Here is a 16,347-nt window from a genome sequence, read left to right as displayed (position 1 = left end):
AGTAAAATGGAGGTTTTTTATGAAAAAATTCAAAAATAAATTAAAAGCTTTTACTTTAATTGAGATGTTACTTGTACTATTAATAATTAGTGTTTTACTCATTCTTATTATTCCAAATATAGCTAAACAAATGGCACATATTCAATCAACAGGATGTGAAGCACAAGTGAAAATGGTCAATAGTCAAATTGAAGCTTATACTTTAAAACATAATAGAGTTCCTAATTCTATTGAGGACTTAATAACTGAAGGGTTTATAAAACAAGGGCAATCATCTTGTAAGTCTGGAGAAACTATCAGTATTAAAAATGGAGAAGCAGTTGCAGAGTAAGAATATTAAAGCATTCACTTTTATAGAGAGCCTGTTAATTATTTTGATTTTAACAATCTTACTTAATGCAACTTTAAGGGTAAATGTATTTAACAATATTTCTTTGTCAGACGATATAAAAGCAACACAATTTGTTAATCAATTAGAATATTTTAAATCTAAAGCGATGCGTGATCATCAATCTATTACATTGTTAATTCCAAAACATTCCTCAATTATAAAAGTAATAGAAGCACATGGTGGGCGGTACAACTACAATATTGAAGATGGAAAAATAGTTGAAGTTAAAAATTTAGAGAAAATTACTTTTAATAAAGAAGGAAGAATAAATCAGTTTGGCTCTTTAATATTGAAAATGAATCAACATCAATATAAGTTGATTATTAATATTGAAAAAGGAAGAATTAGATATTTTAAAATTTAAAGCAGTGTTACTCATCGATAGTTTATTTAGCTTGTATATATTCACTATTATAGTTTTTACTTTAATTCCAATACTAATCAGTTTAAATCATACATTAAAAAGAGAATACCAAATTATTGAAATTAAACAAACCATAATGAGTAGTATCAACCATTATGATAAAAAAACCATTTCAAAGGGTATAATTTTAGGTGATTATCATATTAAACTTTATTCCAATAAAATATGTGGACTTCACAAAGAAACTGAAATCGAATCATGCATTAAATATTAAATTAAAATCATTCACTTTAATAGAAATGTTAGTTTCATTATTTTTAGCAACAATGATGTTAACATTTTTTCCTCAATTAATTAAATTGACTCATTCCTATTTATACGAGTCATATAATAGTTATCAAACAGAATATGCTTTTTTTCAGACAAATATAACACAAATTATTTCGAAAAAGCATCATGCCCTTATAATTAAGGATAAACATACAATTATCATTGATAATGAATCGTCTAAAGATTATATAGAATTTAAAAACAACAAACTATTTTACAAAATTAATGGGAATGGCAATATCGTTTTACTAAATAATGTTATCAATGCAGAATTTCAAATTTTACCTTCTAACATCATAAAATTAAATCTAAAAATAGGTGATAAAAACGACTACTATGAAAAAAACTTATTTTTATAAAATGAAAGGATATATAAGTAGCTATACATTATTTATTCTTAGTATATATTTGATAATTATATCTACTTATTCTGCTCAATATAGTATAAAATTAAAAACAATACATAATATTCAAATATATTATGATAGTATAATAAGTGATAAACTTAAGAGAGGTGATTAGGATGACTTATTCTTATTTACCACTTATATTAACAGGCTTTATGGGTACTGGTAAAAGTACTATTGGCAAATATTTGGCTTCAAAATTACACTATTCATATATTGATTTAGATACATATATAGAAATGAAAGAATTTAAAACAATACCAGATATTTTTAATGAAATTGGTGAAAAAGGATTTCGTAAGTTAGAGTATAAATATTTAAATGATTGTATTGGTAAATACGATATTATATCAACGGGGGGAGGAATTATAGAAAACGATGATTCTATCTCACTTTTAAAAAATAAAACAGTTATTTGGTTAGATTGTGATATAGATATTATCTATAATAGAATTGCTAATGATCCACATAGACCAAATGCGAAAAACAAAAGTGAAAAACAATTAAAAGACTTGTATTTATCGAGAGTTTCAAGATATAATGAAATCGCATCCACAAAAGTAGATAGTAGTAAAACAATTGAATGTGTATATAAAGCAATTTTAAATCATATACCATGCGAATGATCAGTATTAGAGAGAATAACTTGAACTGATTCTATAGTTGTTTTGAAATTATGTCATGTTATCGCCGAAGGTGCAAGTAAACTACGAAACTCTCAGGCAAAAGGATAATACTGTTACGCAGTCCTGGATTTGTTATTTAGACAGGGTAGCTTCTGCTACTCTGCTTTTTTTATAAAAAAATAGGGGGTTTTTAAATGACAAACGAATTAAAAAAGACACCATTATATGAAACTTATGTAAATAGTGGTGCTAAAATAGTTGAATTCGGTGGGTGGGCTATGCCTGTTCAATTTACTAGTATTAAAGAAGAACATAACGCAGTTAGATACAAAGTAGGTATGTTCGATGTAAGTCATATGGGAGAAATTTTAATAGAAGGTGAAGATGCTAGTAAATTTGTTCAATATTTACTTTCAAATGATACTACTAATTTATCTGAAACTAAAGCTCAATATACAGCTTTATGTAATGATGAGGGTGGTATTATTGATGATTTAGTAACATATAAAATTGCTGATAACAAATACTTATTAATTGTTAATGCAGCCAATACTGATAAGGATTTCGAATGGATTCAAAAACATCAATCTAAATTTAATGCTACTGTAACAAATGTGTCTGAACAATATGGTCAATTAGCGGTTCAAGGCCCTCAAGCAAGAACTTTAGTAAGTGAACTTGTTGATGTTGATGTAAGTGAAATGAAGCCTTTTGAATTCAAACAAAATGTAACTATTTTTGGAAAAAATGTTATCTTATCTCAATCTGGATATACAGGTGAAGATGGTTTTGAAATTTATTGTAATTCAAATGATACAGTTGACATTTGGAATGGTTTTATTGATAAAGGCGTTGTACCTTGTGGTTTAGGTGCAAGAGATACACTTAGATTAGAAGCTGGTTTACCTCTTCATGGACAAGATCTCACTGAATCAATCACGCCTTATGAAGGTGGAATTGCTTTTGCTGCTAAACCTTTAATTGAAGATGAATTTATTGGTAAATCTGTTTTAAAAGATCAAAAAGAGAATGGATCAAAACGACGTACTGTAGGTTTAGAACTTATAGATAAAGGCATTGCAAGAACGGGTTATACAGTAATGAATCTTGACGGAAAAGAAATAGGTGAAATTACTTCAGGAACTCAATCACCTTCTTCAGGAAAATCAATTGCTATGGCTATTATTGATCGTGATGAATTTGAGTTAGGTAAAGAATTACTAGTTCAAGTTCGTAAAAGACAATTAAAAGCTAAAATTGTTAAGAAAAATCAAATCGAAAAATAACTAAGGGGTGTGCAGTGTGAGTCATCGTTATATACCATTAACTGATAAAGATAAAAAAGAAATGTTAGAAACAATTGGAGCAAATTCAATTACCGATCTCTTTGGAGATATTCCGAAAGATATTTTACTTAATAGAGATTTGAATATAGATAGTGCAGAAGCTGAAACTTCACTTTTAAGAAGATTGAATACTATTGCAAATAAAAATATTACTAAAGAAACACATGTGAGTTTTTTAGGTGCAGGAGTATATGATCATTACACACCTGCAGTAGTAGACGCCATGATTTCTCGTTCTGAATTTTATACTGCTTATACACCTTATCAACCTGAAATTTCTCAAGGTGAACTACAAGCAATTTTTGAATTCCAAACATTAATTTGTGAACTTACTCAAATGGATGTCGCAAATTCGTCTATGTATGATGGCATAACTAGCTTTGCCGAAGCTTGTATATTAGCTTTTAATCATACTAAAAAGAACAAAATTGTAGTATCTAAAGGTCTCCATTATCAGGCTCTACAAGTATTAAAAACGTATATTAAAGTAAGAAAAGAATTTGAAATTGTTGAAGTTGATTTAAATGGAACGATTACTGACCTAGAAAAATTAGAACAAGCAATTGATGATGATACTGCAGCAGTTGCTGTACAATATCCTAACTTCTATGGATCAATTGAAGATTTAGAAAAAATTCATTCTTATATTGAAAATAAAAAAGCGTTATTCATTGTTTATTCTAACCCATTAGCATTAGGCGTTTTAACACCTCCAGGCCAATTTGGAGCAGATATTGTTGTTGGTGATACACAACCATTTGGTATTCCTACTCAATTTGGCGGTCCTCATTGTGGTTACTTTGCTACTACTAAAAAGTTAATGCGTAAAGTTCCTGGCAGATTAGTAGGACAAACGCAAGATGATGAAGGTAATAGAGGGTTTGTTCTTACTTTACAAGCTCGTGAACAACATATTCGTCGTGATAAAGCCACATCAAATATTTGTTCAAATCAAGCATTGAATGCTTTAGCATCCTCAATTGCTATGTCAGCTCTTGGTAAACAAGGTATTTATGATATTGCGGTTCAAAACTTAGAACATGCTAATTATGCTAAAAATCAATTTAAAAACAACGGTTTTGAAGTCCTAGATGGTACATCTTTTAATGAATTTGTTGTTAAGTTTGATCAACCTATCAAAGATGTAAATAAAAAATTAGCAGAACATGGTTTCATCGGAGGCTTTGACTTAGGTGAAGCTTCATCAGACTTTGACAATCATATGTTAATTGCTGTTACTGAATTAAGAACGAAAGAAGAGATTGATACATTTGTTGAGAAAGCTGGTGAGCTAAATGGTAGTAAGTAAATCTAGTCCATTAATTTTTGAAAGATCTAGAGAAGGTAGATATGCATATTCTTTACCACAAAGTGATATTAAAACAGACTCTGTTGAAAGTATTTTAGATGATAAATTTATTCGTAAAAATAAAGCAGAGTTTCCTGAGGTGGCAGAATTAGATTTAGTACGTCATTACACGGAACTTTCGAATAAAAACTTTGGGGTAGATTCTGGATTTTATCCCTTAGGTTCTTGTACTATGAAATATAATCCAAAAATTAACGAAAAAGTTGCTCGTATTTCTGGATTTGCAGAATCTCATCCATTACAAGAGGAAGAACAAATTCAAGGTTCATTAGAAATTATTTATAGTTTACAAGAAGAACTAAAAGAAATTACAGGTATGGATGAAGTAACTCTACAACCAGCAGCAGGTGCTCATGGTGAGTGGACAGCTTTAATGATTTTTAAAGCATATCATATAAAAAATGGTGAGGGACATCGTAATGAAGTTATTGTTCCAGACTCTGCACATGGTACAAACCCTGCATCAGCTTCATTTGCCGGATTTAAATCAGTAACTGTTAAATCTAATGAACGCGGTGAAGTTGATATCGAAGACTTAAAGCGTGTCGTTAATGAAAATACTGCTGCTATTATGCTAACTAACCCAAATACTTTAGGTATCTTTGAGAAAAATATTATGGACATCCGTGAAATTGTTCATGAAGCAGGCGGGTTACTCTATTACGATGGAGCAAACTTAAATGCTATTATGGATAAAGTTCGTCCTGGAGACATGGGATTTGATGCTGTGCACCTAAACTTGCATAAAACATTCACAGGTCCTCATGGCGGTGGTGGCCCTGGTTCAGGCCCAGTCGGCGTAAAAAAAGAATTAGCAAGTTATTTACCAAAACCAATGGTGATTAAAGACGGTGATACATTTAAATATGATAATGATATTGAAAATTCAATCGGTCGAGTAAAACCATTTTATGGTAACTTTGGTATTTATTTAAGAGCTTATACGTATATTAGAACAATGGGTGCACAAGGATTAAAAGAAGTGTCTGAAGCAGCTGTCTTAAATGCGAACTACATTAAAGCTCGATTAAAAGATCGTTATGAAATCCCTTATGAACAATATTGTAAACATGAATTTGTCTTAAGTGGATCTAAACAAAAAGAATATGGTGTCCGTACTCTAGATATGGCAAAACGTTTACTAGATTTTGGCGTACATCCACCAACAATTTACTTCCCGCTAAATGTGGAAGAAGGTATGATGATTGAACCAACTGAAACTGAATCTAAAGAAACTTTAGACTACTTCATTGATGCAATGCTTCAAATTGCAGATGAAGTTGAAAGTGATCCTGATAAAGTATTAGAAGCACCTCATACAACTATCATTGATAGATTGGATGAAACAACTGCAGCCCGTAAACCAATTCTTAAATTTGAAGATTTACATCAAGAAAAACTTTAATATTGTAAATAATTTAATGAATGATTTAATTATCAGAAATAATAAAACTCTCAAGAAATTTCTTGAGAGTTTTATTTCTGATAATTATTTTTTAGTTTTAATTTTACCAGTCCATTTTTTATAGCCGCCTTTAAGCATGTATAAATCTTTATATCCATTTTTTTTCAAAATGCGAGCAGCACGATAACTGGCAATACCATTTGCATCACAAAGATATACAGGTTGATCTTTACGTAAACCTTGAAATCTTTGTCTAAACATAGATATTGGAATATTGCGAGCACCATTAATATGACCATAATCATAATCAACTTTTTCACGTACATCAATGACTTGAGCTTTTCTTAAACCTTTATGAAATTCGTTTTGATCTAGTTCAGTTACAGCTCGTCGATTAAGAAAGAAATTTCCAACCATGTAAAGGATTATTAAAACTATAATTATTAATGCTATAATCAAAGATACATTCATATTGCATCCTCCCTAATTAACCGTTATTATTAATTATAAAGGTGTTAGCTCAATTTATCAAAAATTTTTTATTGTTTCATATTTCTAATACATTCTAAAGTAACATTAACGTTGAATTTATATAAATTAAGTTGTGATTGGAGTTTTTTATATGACTGAAACATGGAATTTTATCAATACTGGAAGCCATGATCCTTATTATAATATGGCGATGGATGAAGCCTTATTAAATTTTGTTTCAAGAGGGGAAATTGATCCTGTAGTTAGATTTTATACTTGGAATCCTGCTACCTTATCTGTAGGTTATTTTCAAAGATTAAAAAAAGAAATTGATATCGATAAAGTGAAAGAAAAAGGATTTGGTTTAGTTCGCCGTCAAACTGGTGGTAGAGGCGTTCTACATGACAAAGAATTAACATATAGTGTTATCGTACCTGAATCTCATCCAAATATGCCTTCTACAATTACTGAAGCCTACCGTGTCATTTCAGAAGGACTTTTAGAAGGCTTTAAATTATTAGGATTTGATGCTTATTTTGCTATTCCACGTTCTAAAGAAGAGAGAGAAAAATTAAAACAACCAAGAAGTGCCGTTTGCTTTGATGCCCCAAGTTGGTATGAATTGGTCGTTGAAGGACGTAAAATTGCAGGTAGTGCACAAACACGTCAAAAGGGTGTTATTCTTCAACATGGGTCACTACTTCAAGATGTAGATGTAGACGAATTATTTGATATGTTTATTTTTAAGAATGATCGCTTGAAAGAAAAAATGAAAAAAGCTTTTGTAGATAAAGCTGTAGCAATAAATGATATATCAGATAGACACATCTCTATTGAAGAAATGGAAAAAGCATTTGAAGAAGGATTTAAAAAAGGTTTAAATATCGAATTTAAACCACTATCTCTAACTGAAAATCAATTAGCCGAAGTAAAAGTTCTTGAAGAAAAATATCGTTCAGAAGAGTGGTTATATAAAAAATAGATATAAAACAAGGAGGCTTAAGAGTACTAATACTCTTGAACCTCCTTGTTTTTATTTTCTTTGTCTTTTTTTATATTTTCGGACTGCTCTTCGATATTTTCTCTGATCTTCTGTAAGGAAGAAGAAATAATAGATAAAGTAAATAATAAGAGCAATCATTATAAGTGTGAAAATTGTTTTCATGAACGACATTACAAAAATATTTAGATTTAGCAGTAAACCTATAGCTGCTATAATTAAAACGAAATAAAATATAATATTTTTCAACTAAAAAACTCCTATTTTATGAACTACTAGAAACATTAATTTGTGATAACTTCATCTTACCTTGATTTATTTTCTTTTTATTGTTAGATTCATAGCCATTTTTAATATCTTTAAAAGCAGATTGAAGATTTTTGTTTATTTGTTTAATAGTTTTATCTTCGTTAGTATTATCATTTGATATATTACTTTTATCTGTATCACTTTTATATTTGCTGTAGGCATCATCTATATCATTTGATAATGAATTTAGCTTTTCAAGATTTTGATTTTTATCATCTTTTTTAGTTTTATTTAAATCAAGTTGATTAAATTTATCGATAATCTTAGCAATATCTTGATAATAATTTGAAGAAGCTTGTAAAAAATTAGCTTCATTATTATTATCAACAGTTTTAGATACATTCTTTTTATCTTTATTTAATGCTTCTAACTGAGATTTTTGATTATTTATATCTTGATTTAGTTGTTGAATTTTTAATTTTAAATTATGATTCTCATCTCTTAAATTGGTTGTTTTATCTTCTAAAGGTCCTAAATTTTGAGAGCCACAGCCAACCAAAAACAAAGAAGCTCCTAAAATCGTTAATAATCTTTTCATGTAAATCTCCCTAAATCAAAATATCTTTAATATTTTAAGTATGTTATTATTTTAATGTATATAATAAAAATGTACAAACGTTATACAAGGAGTGGGTTAAATGGATAAATTAGCTAAAGTTCGTCATATATTAAAAAGTGAAAATCTTGATGCTCTTGTTATATTATCTGACTATAATAGACGTTATATTTCTGATTTCACTGGAACAAGTGGCGCTTTAATCATTTCTAATAATGAAAATAAGTTGATTACAGATTTCCGTTATATTGAACAAGCCACAAATCAAGCCACTCACTTTGAAATTGTAAATCGACGTAGTGGGATTAATGATGAGATAAAAGAAATTATAAAAAACAAGCAGTATAAAACAGTAGGTTTTGAAGGTCATTTAGTTAGCTATGATACGTTTCAAGAATTAAGCCAAATTGATACGAAGTACGTAAGTATAGGCAATGCCATTGAAAAAATTAGAGAAATTAAATCACCTGAAGAAATCGCTAAAATAAAATATGCGGCTAAGATCGTGGATGATACTTATAACTACATTTTAAATATTGCAAAAGTTGGAATGACTGAAAGAGAGTTAAAAGCATTGCTTGAAAGTAAAATGTTAGAACTAGGCGCTGATGGTCCATCATTTGATACAATCGTTGCTTCTGGTTATAGAGGGGCTTTGCCTCATGGAGTTGCTAGTGATAAAGTAATCGAAAAAGGTGACATGATTACTCTTGACTTTGGTGCATATTATAGAGGATACTGTTCAGATATTACTAGAACATTTGCGATTGGTGAACCTGATAAAAAATTGAAAGAAATCTATAATATCGTGCTTCAATCTCAAATAAAGGCAATTGAAGAAATCAAGCCAGGTATGACAACTAAGGAAGTTGATGCATTATCTAGAGATTATATTAAAGCACATGGTTATGGTAATGAATTTGGTCATTCTTTAGGTCATGGTATTGGTTTGGATATTCATGAAGGTCCAGTATTATCTAAAAATACTAATGATACAGTTCAAGTTAATAATTGTGTTACTATTGAACCAGGTATTTATGTAGATGGTCTTGGTGGAGTGCGTATAGAAGATGACATTTTAATTACTGAAAATGGGTGTGAAGTCTTTACTAAATGCACAAAAGACCTTATTATTTTATAGTAAGCGTATAATTGAGGAGGAAACTGAATGATTTCGGTTAATGATTTTAAAACAGGTTTAACTATTTCAGTAGATAATGGAATTTGGAAAGTAATTGATTTCCAACACGTAAAACCAGGTAAAGGTTCTGCTTTTGTTCGTTCTAAATTACGTAATTTAAGAACAGGCGCTATTCAAGAAAAAACTTTCCGAGCTGGTGAAAAAGTAGAACAAGCGATGATTGAAAATCGTCGTATGCAATATTTATATGCTGATGGAGATACTCATGTCTTCATGGATAATGAAACATTTGATCAAACAGAATTATCTGGCGATTACTTAAAAGATGAATTAAAATATTTAAAAGCGAATATGGAAGTTCAAATTCAGTCATATGAAGGTGAAACGATTGGTATTGAATTACCAAAAACTGTTGAACTTGAAGTTACTGAAACAGAGCCAGGTATTAAAGGTGATACTGCAACTGGTGCTACAAAATCTGCTACAGTTGAAACCGGTTATACTTTAAATGTACCATTATTCGTTAACGAAGGCGATGTGTTAGTTATTAATACAAGCGATGGTAGTTACATTTCAAGAGCATAATTAATAATTTTAAAAATTTAAATTAAAACAGGTTAATGCATATTTAATTATGGATTAACCTGTTTTTATATAAATAATGAAAAAGAATAATCAATATTTTAGTATCTAAGTTTTAATATAAATTTACTATATTATAATTACTTATATACTTTTTTAATCATAAGTTAGATCTCAGTTAAATGAACACGCTTGAATTGATTTTCACACTCAAGTAAAATAGATGGGTAGATGAAAACTAAGTCGAGGAGTCATTAAATTATGAACTTTAAAGAAATTAAAGAATTAATTCAAATTCTTGATGAATCAAGTTTAACTGAAATTAATATAGAAGATAATAAAGGTAGCGTAGTTAATTTAAAAAAACAAAAAGAAACTGAAATTATTACGCCTCAATATTCACAACAACCAACAGTGATGGCATCTCAACCATCTGTACAAACACCAATGGCAAATGAAATGTCTCAAACTAGTGAAGTAAACCAAGAAAATGAAATGTCAAACTACGAAACAATTAATGCCCCGATGGTAGGGACTTTTTATAAATCTCCATCACCTGAAGAGGAAGCTTATGTACAAGTTGGGGATAAAGTCACTAATGATTCAACTGTATGTATCTTAGAAGCCATGAAATTATTTAATGAAATTCAAGCAGAAGTCACAGGAGAAATCGTTGAAATTTTAGTGGAAGACGGACAAATGGTAGAGTATGGCCAGCCGTTATTTAAGGTGAAATAATGAAAAAAGTATTAATCGCAAATCGTGGTGAGATTGCAGTTAGAATTATTAGAGCTTGTCATGATTTAGGTATTCAAACTGTTGCTATATATTCTGAGGGAGATAAAGATGCATTACATACTCAAATCGCTGATGAAGCATATTGTGTCGGTCCAACTCAGTCTAAAGATTCATATTTAAATATTCCAAACATCCTATCTATAGCGACTTCAACAGGATGTGATGCAATTCATCCAGGTTATGGCTTTTTAGCCGAAAATGGTGATTTCGCTGAACTTTGTGAAGCTTGCCAATTAAAATTTATTGGACCAAGTTATCAATCCATTCAAAAAATGGGTATTAAAGATGTAGCTAAAGCTGAAATGATAGCAGCTAACGTGCCTGTAGTACCAGGAAGTGATGGATTAATTGATTCGATTGAAGATGCTAAAAAAGTGGCTAAACAGATAGGATATCCAGTTATTATTAAAGCTACTGCTGGTGGCGGAGGTAAAGGAATTCGCGTTGCACGAAATGAGAACGATTTAGAAAATGGTTACCGTATGACACAACAAGAAGCGCAAACAGCTTTCGGTAATGGTGGATTATACTTAGAAAAATTCATTGAAAATTTCCGTCATATTGAAATTCAAGTGATTGGTGATCAATTCGGTAATGTAATTCATTTAGGCGAACGTGACTGCACAATTCAAAGACGTATGCAAAAATTAGTAGAAGAGTCACCTTCGCCAATACTTACAGATGAAAAACGTAAAGAGATGGGTAAAGCCGCTATTCGCGCAGCTAAAGCAGTGAATTATGAAAATGCTGGTACTATAGAATTCATATATGATTTAAATGAAAATAAATTCTATTTTATGGAAATGAATACACGAATTCAAGTAGAACATCCAGTTACTGAAATGGTAACCGGTGTAGACTTAGTGAAATTGCAATTAAAAGTTGCTATGGGAGAACCGCTACCTTATAAGCAAGATGATATTACAATAAATGGCCATGCCATTGAATATAGAATTAATGCTGAAAATCCTTATAAAAATTTTATGCCTTCACCAGGTAAAATTACACAATACCTTGCGCCAGGAGGATACGGAGTAAGAATCGAATCAGCATGTTATACAAACTATACGATTCCACCTTATTATGACTCAATGGTAGCAAAATTGATTGTGCATGAACCTACCAGAGATGAAGCAATAATGACTGGGATTCGAGCACTAAGTGAATATTTAATTCTAGGAATAGATACAACAATTCCATTCCATCTTAAATTAATGAATAATGATATTTTTAAATCTGGAGATTATAATACAAACTTTTTAGAAAAGTATAATATTATGGCTGAGAGTGAATAGGAGGATAAAACAATGGTAAATGTAGCAGATTATTCACATGCTAATTTAGGTAAAGTAGAAATTGTACCAGAAGTTATTTCAGTAATAGCAAGTATTGCTGTTTCTGAAGTTGAAGGAGTGACTGGGCATTTTTATGAACTAAGAAAGAGTAATATTGAAAAAATAAGTCGTAAAAATTTAAATAAAAATTTAAAAGTTAATACTAAAGATGATGGTATTCATATTGATGTTTATTGCTCTATTAAACATGGAATAAAAATAGCTAAAGTTGCAAGTAAAATTCAGACTTCTATTTTTAATTCCATTAAAACAATGACTGCTATCGAACCCAAAGAAATTAACATTCATATCATGCACATTACAGCTGAATAAATCAAAGTTACCATAATACAAAGGAGTTTCTTATGAGTCGTAAAGAATCAAGAAAACAAGCATTTCAGACATTGTTTCAACTAGAAATGAAAAATACAGATTTAACAATCAATGAAGCTATAAATTTTATAAAAGACGATTATCCAGACTTAGATTTTGAGTTCATTCATTGGCTTGTTACAGGAGTGAAAGATCATGAACAAGTTTTAGATCAAACAATTGAACCAAAATTAAAAGACTGGTCTATACAACGATTATTAAAAACGGATCGTATTATTTTAAGAATGGCTACCTTTGAATTGCTTCATAGTGATACGCCCCCTAAAGTCATCATTAATGAAGCAGTAGAGCTAACAAAACAATTTAGTGATGAAGGTCATTATAAATTTATAAACGGTGTCTTAAGTAATATAAAATAAACATATTTGAGTGATGAATCATGTCAGAATATTTAAGTGTCTCTACTTTAACTAAATATATTAAACATAAATTTGATCAAGATCCCCACTTACAATCTATCCTCTTAAAAGGTGAACTCTCAAACTTTAAAAAACATTCTAGTGGTCATCTTTATTTTAATGTGAAAGATAAAAATAGTGTGATAAGTGCTATGATGTTTAAGGGAAATGCTTCTAAACTAACATTTGATCCTAAAGAAGGAGACGAAGTTTTATTAGAAGCTCGAGTTTCAGTTTATGAACGTAGAGGAAATTATCAAATTTATGTTAATAAAATGGAAATTGATGGTATAGGAAATTTATACCAAAAGCTAGAGCAATTAAAAGAAAAACTAAATAAGCAGGGAATTTTTAATCAAAATCATAAAAAAGCAATCCCTAGATTTCCTAAAAAAATTGCTATTCTTACAGCTGATACTGGAGCAGCAATCAGAGATATTCACACTACCATAGATAGTAGATACCCTCTAGTAGAAAAAATATCAATTAGTACATTAGTGCAAGGTATTAATGCTAAAAATGACATTATTGAAAAAATTAAGTATGCAGATACTTTAGGAGTAGATACCATCATTTTAGGCCGTGGAGGCGGCTCTATTGAAGATTTATGGAATTTCAATGAAGAAGAAGTTGTTCGAGCTATATATGAGTGTCATACACCAATTATCTCAGCTGTAGGACATGAAACTGATTTTACTCTTAGTGATTTTGTAGCAGATATGAGAGCAGCAACACCTACTCAAGCTGCTGTTATCGCTACACCAGATCAGTACGAACTCATTCAACAAATACATCAGTATCGATTTTCTCTTACTAAAAGTATTAAACAACTAGTAGAAAAACAACATAAACAATTAGATTATTTGTCATCATATTATAAATTTAAGCAACCTACATTATTATATGATCAACAGATTCAACGAAGAGACGATTTAGAGAAAAAACTAACACAACGTTTAACGTTAAATATTGAAAAAAATAGAAACAATATCACTGTATTGCGTCAACATTTTAATATAAGAAGATTAAATGATTTAATTGTACAATATCAAAAAATGAGCCGTAATAATGAAAATAGATTAATAAATTTAACATATAACTTAATTAATCATAATAAAGCTAATTTAAAAAATAAAATTGAGCAATTAAATCAACTTAGTCCAACTAATACAATGTTAAGAGGATATTCAATTGTTAATAAGGATAATAAAGTCATTACAAGCACACACGATTTAAATGAACAAGATGAAATCACATTATCAATGAAAGACGGTAATATAGATGCTATAGTTAAGAAAGTAAGGTGTGAAGATGAGTAAAGAACAACAAAGTTTTGAAGAAATGATGAAAGAATTAGAAAGTATAGTTCAAAAGTTAGATAATGAAACTGTTTCATTAGAAGAATCTCTTGATTTATATCAACGTGGTATGAAATTATCATCTGCTTGTGACAAAACTTTGAAAGATGCTGAAAATAAAGTAAATCAATTAATCAAAGAAGAAACAAAGGATGAAGATGATGTTGAAGAAATCAATGAATGAATTGATTGAAATTATAAATAATAATCTTGACGGTATTATAAAATCGTCTCCATTAAATACTAAACTAGAGGAAAGTATGCAATATTCACTTGATGCTGGTGGTAAAAGAATTCGTCCAGTGCTTGTATTACTCACTTTAGAAGTGTTAAATGAAAATTATAAAAAAGGGTTACAAACCGCACTGGCATTAGAAATGATTCATACTTATTCACTTATACATGATGATTTGCCTGCAATGGACAATGATGATTTTAGAAGAGGAAAATTAACAAATCATAAAGTGTACGGAGAATGGAAAGCGATTTTAGCGGGAGATGCCTTACTAACAAAAGCATTTGAACTAATTGCAAATGATAAAAACTTAGAAGCTGAAACAAAAGTAAAAGTTATTTCAAGACTAGCACATGATAGTGGCAATCTCGGCATGGTCGGTGGCCAAACCTTAGATATGGATAGTGAGAATACTCCAATAGAATTACATACTCTAGAGCAAATTCATAAGGCAAAAACTGGAGCTCTTTTAAAATTTTCTATTTTAAGTGCTGCGGATATTGCCAATGTAAATGATGAAACTTTAAATACATTAGATTGTTTCAGTGAACACTTAGGCCTAATGTTTCAAATAAAAGATGATTTATTAGATGTTTATGGTGACGAGAAAAAATTGGGTAAAAAAGTGGGAAGCGATGTAGAAAACCATAAAAGTACTTATGTTTCTTTACTTGGTAAATCAGGCGCTGAAGAAAAACTAAAATATCATAAAGATGCTGCAATAGATGCAATTAATCAATTGAAATCACAATATGATGTTGAACCGCTTCTAGAAATTGTAGATTTATTTTATTCACGTGACCATTAATAGTTAGAGTTTTTCTCTTTAAAGATTACTAAAACAATAATCTTTAAAGAGTTTTTTGTTTTAGTAATCTACTTTTAATGATTTATAATGCATAAATGTATATAAATTTAAATTTAATTTAAATAGAAAATATGATAATACGTATCATAAATAATAATATCTTTCTTCAAATCAACCTTTCTAAAGGATAACTTTAGTAGTAGTTAAAATAACGTTGTGTTAAAATCATTGTATAAATATTCGAAACTAGGAGTGTTCATAATGGCAAAAAAATCTGTAAGACATATAAAAATAAGAGAGATTATTTCAAGTGAACAAATTGAAACACAAGATGAACTTGTAAAACGTCTAAATGAATACGACCTAAATGTTACTCAAGCGACTGTCTCTCGTGACATTAAAGAATTGCAATTAATTAAAGTACCTGCTTCATCAGGACAATATGTATACAGCCTCCCCAACGATAGAAAGTACCATCCTTTAGAAAAATTAGGTAGATACTTAATGGATTCATTTGTAAATATTGAAGGAACAGGAAACCTACTCGTACTAAAAACGCTTCCTGGTAATGCTCAATCTATCGGAGCAATCTTAGATCAAATTGATTGGGATGAAGTATTAGGAACTATTTGTGGTGATGATACCTGTCTATTAATATGCAGAGATGAAGAAGCAAGTCATACAATTAAAACAAGAATTTTCAATTTATTATAAGGATGCGATTAA

Annotated in this window: 21 protein-coding genes and 1 riboswitch; of the genes, 18 read left to right on the top strand and 3 right to left on the bottom strand. The window is 29.7% G+C overall.

The genetic code is table 11. The features are described 5' to 3' along the window. Positions 1 to 19 precede the first annotated feature (19 nt). The 7 genes from comGC (at position 20) to gcvPB (ending at position 6,238) form a co-directional block, all read left to right on the top strand. Positions 20 to 331: a competence type IV pilus major pilin ComGC gene (comGC, locus tag NR218_RS00280; protein WP_070672217.1), complete on the top strand. Its 312-nt coding sequence runs from the start codon at positions 20 to 22 to the stop codon at positions 329 to 331. Beyond that, entirely contained in the window at positions 309 to 755 is a 447-nt protein-coding gene (comGD, locus tag NR218_RS00275; RefSeq protein WP_265883175.1) for a competence type IV pilus minor pilin ComGD, read from the top strand. The genes comGC and comGD overlap by 23 nt, the downstream gene beginning before the upstream one ends. 227 nt (positions 756 to 982) lie before the next feature. After that, entirely contained in the window at positions 983 to 1,444 is a 462-nt protein-coding gene (locus NR218_RS00270) for a type IV pilus minor pilin ComGF family protein (RefSeq protein WP_265883174.1), read from the top strand. 164 nt (positions 1,445 to 1,608) lie between these two features. Beyond that, positions 1,609 to 2,118 (top strand): shikimate kinase, encoded by a 510-nt coding sequence (locus NR218_RS00265; protein WP_172473645.1) that lies wholly within the window; start codon positions 1,609 to 1,611, stop codon positions 2,116 to 2,118. Beyond that, positions 2,115 to 2,236, top strand: a riboswitch (glycine riboswitch). It overlaps the preceding gene by 4 nt. A gap of 76 nt (positions 2,237 to 2,312) precedes the next feature. Continuing rightward, the gene (gene gcvT, locus NR218_RS00260; RefSeq protein ID WP_172473646.1) at positions 2,313 to 3,404 is read left to right on the top strand and encodes a glycine cleavage system aminomethyltransferase GcvT; all 1,092 of its coding nucleotides are present in this window, start codon (positions 2,313 to 2,315) and stop codon (positions 3,402 to 3,404) included. Positions 3,405 to 3,420: 16 nt separating this feature from the next. Beyond that, positions 3,421 to 4,773 (top strand): aminomethyl-transferring glycine dehydrogenase subunit GcvPA, encoded by a 1,353-nt coding sequence (gene gcvPA, locus NR218_RS00255; RefSeq protein ID WP_265883173.1) that lies wholly within the window; start codon positions 3,421 to 3,423, stop codon positions 4,771 to 4,773. Continuing rightward, the gene (gene gcvPB / locus NR218_RS00250; protein ID WP_017176245.1) at positions 4,760 to 6,238 is read left to right on the top strand and encodes an aminomethyl-transferring glycine dehydrogenase subunit GcvPB; all 1,479 of its coding nucleotides are present in this window, start codon (positions 4,760 to 4,762) and stop codon (positions 6,236 to 6,238) included. Before gcvPA ends, gcvPB begins: the two co-directional genes overlap by 14 nt. A gap of 84 nt (positions 6,239 to 6,322) precedes the next feature. Here gcvPB and NR218_RS00245 read toward each other — a convergent pair whose 3' ends face one another. Beyond that, positions 6,323 to 6,709 (bottom strand): rhodanese-like domain-containing protein, encoded by a 387-nt coding sequence (locus NR218_RS00245; protein ID WP_002449897.1) that lies wholly within the window; start codon positions 6,707 to 6,709, stop codon positions 6,323 to 6,325. Between the two features lie 151 nt (positions 6,710 to 6,860). Here NR218_RS00245 and NR218_RS00240 point away from each other — a divergent pair, with 151 nt between their 5' ends. After that, a complete protein-coding gene (locus tag NR218_RS00240; RefSeq protein WP_017176246.1) occupies positions 6,861 to 7,691 on the top strand; it encodes a lipoate--protein ligase family protein in 831 nt (276 codons plus the stop codon). A gap of 51 nt (positions 7,692 to 7,742) precedes the next feature. Here NR218_RS00240 and NR218_RS00235 read toward each other — a convergent pair whose 3' ends face one another. Further along, a complete protein-coding gene (locus NR218_RS00235; RefSeq protein ID WP_017176247.1) occupies positions 7,743 to 7,958 on the bottom strand; it encodes an SA1362 family protein in 216 nt (71 codons plus the stop codon). Between the two features lie 16 nt (positions 7,959 to 7,974). Then, positions 7,975 to 8,556: a hypothetical protein gene (locus NR218_RS00230; protein ID WP_017176248.1), complete on the bottom strand. Its 582-nt coding sequence runs from the start codon at positions 8,554 to 8,556 to the stop codon at positions 7,975 to 7,977. 100 nt (positions 8,557 to 8,656) lie between these two features. On the opposite strand from NR218_RS00230, the gene NR218_RS00225 reads away from it, so the two are divergent. From NR218_RS00225 to ahrC, 10 genes are all read left to right on the top strand, one after another. Then, positions 8,657 to 9,715, top strand: coding sequence for a M24 family metallopeptidase (locus NR218_RS00225; protein WP_019835213.1), 1,059 nt, complete (start codon positions 8,657 to 8,659; stop codon positions 9,713 to 9,715). Positions 9,716 to 9,742: 27 nt separating this feature from the next. Beyond that, the gene (gene efp / locus NR218_RS00220; protein ID WP_002449752.1) at positions 9,743 to 10,300 is read left to right on the top strand and encodes an elongation factor P; all 558 of its coding nucleotides are present in this window, start codon (positions 9,743 to 9,745) and stop codon (positions 10,298 to 10,300) included. Between the two features lie 258 nt (positions 10,301 to 10,558). Continuing rightward, on the top strand, positions 10,559 to 11,035 hold the full coding sequence (accB, locus tag NR218_RS00215; protein WP_019835214.1) for an acetyl-CoA carboxylase biotin carboxyl carrier protein: 477 nt from the start codon (positions 10,559 to 10,561) through the stop codon (positions 11,033 to 11,035). Continuing rightward, on the top strand, positions 11,035 to 12,390 hold the full coding sequence (gene accC / locus NR218_RS00210) for an acetyl-CoA carboxylase biotin carboxylase subunit (protein WP_017176250.1): 1,356 nt from the start codon (positions 11,035 to 11,037) through the stop codon (positions 12,388 to 12,390). Before accB ends, accC begins: the two co-directional genes overlap by 1 nt. A gap of 12 nt (positions 12,391 to 12,402) precedes the next feature. Beyond that, entirely contained in the window at positions 12,403 to 12,762 is a 360-nt protein-coding gene (locus NR218_RS00205) for an Asp23/Gls24 family envelope stress response protein (RefSeq protein ID WP_017176251.1), read from the top strand. 32 nt (positions 12,763 to 12,794) lie between these two features. Beyond that, positions 12,795 to 13,181 (top strand): transcription antitermination factor NusB, encoded by a 387-nt coding sequence (nusB, locus tag NR218_RS00200; protein ID WP_017176252.1) that lies wholly within the window; start codon positions 12,795 to 12,797, stop codon positions 13,179 to 13,181. Between the two features lie 20 nt (positions 13,182 to 13,201). Beyond that, positions 13,202 to 14,539 carry an exodeoxyribonuclease VII large subunit gene (xseA, locus tag NR218_RS00195; RefSeq protein WP_019835215.1) on the top strand — a complete coding sequence of 446 codons (1,338 nt, stop codon included), beginning with the start codon at positions 13,202 to 13,204 and terminating at the stop codon, positions 14,537 to 14,539. Then, a complete protein-coding gene (locus tag NR218_RS00190; protein WP_017176254.1) occupies positions 14,532 to 14,762 on the top strand; it encodes an exodeoxyribonuclease VII small subunit in 231 nt (76 codons plus the stop codon). The genes xseA and NR218_RS00190 overlap by 8 nt, the downstream gene beginning before the upstream one ends. Further along, positions 14,740 to 15,621, top strand: coding sequence for a polyprenyl synthetase family protein (locus NR218_RS00185; RefSeq protein WP_019835216.1), 882 nt, complete (start codon positions 14,740 to 14,742; stop codon positions 15,619 to 15,621). Before NR218_RS00190 ends, NR218_RS00185 begins: the two co-directional genes overlap by 23 nt. 261 nt (positions 15,622 to 15,882) lie before the next feature. Beyond that, positions 15,883 to 16,335 carry a transcriptional regulator AhrC/ArgR gene (ahrC, locus tag NR218_RS00180; protein WP_002449839.1) on the top strand — a complete coding sequence of 151 codons (453 nt, stop codon included), beginning with the start codon at positions 15,883 to 15,885 and terminating at the stop codon, positions 16,333 to 16,335. Positions 16,336 to 16,347 lie beyond the last annotated feature (12 nt).

The sequence above is a fragment of the Staphylococcus sp. SUC_1.2 genome, from assembly GCF_026222585.1.
The sequence above is the reverse complement of the archived record's forward strand: the minus strand, read 5'-3'. Positions and strand labels throughout refer to the sequence as shown.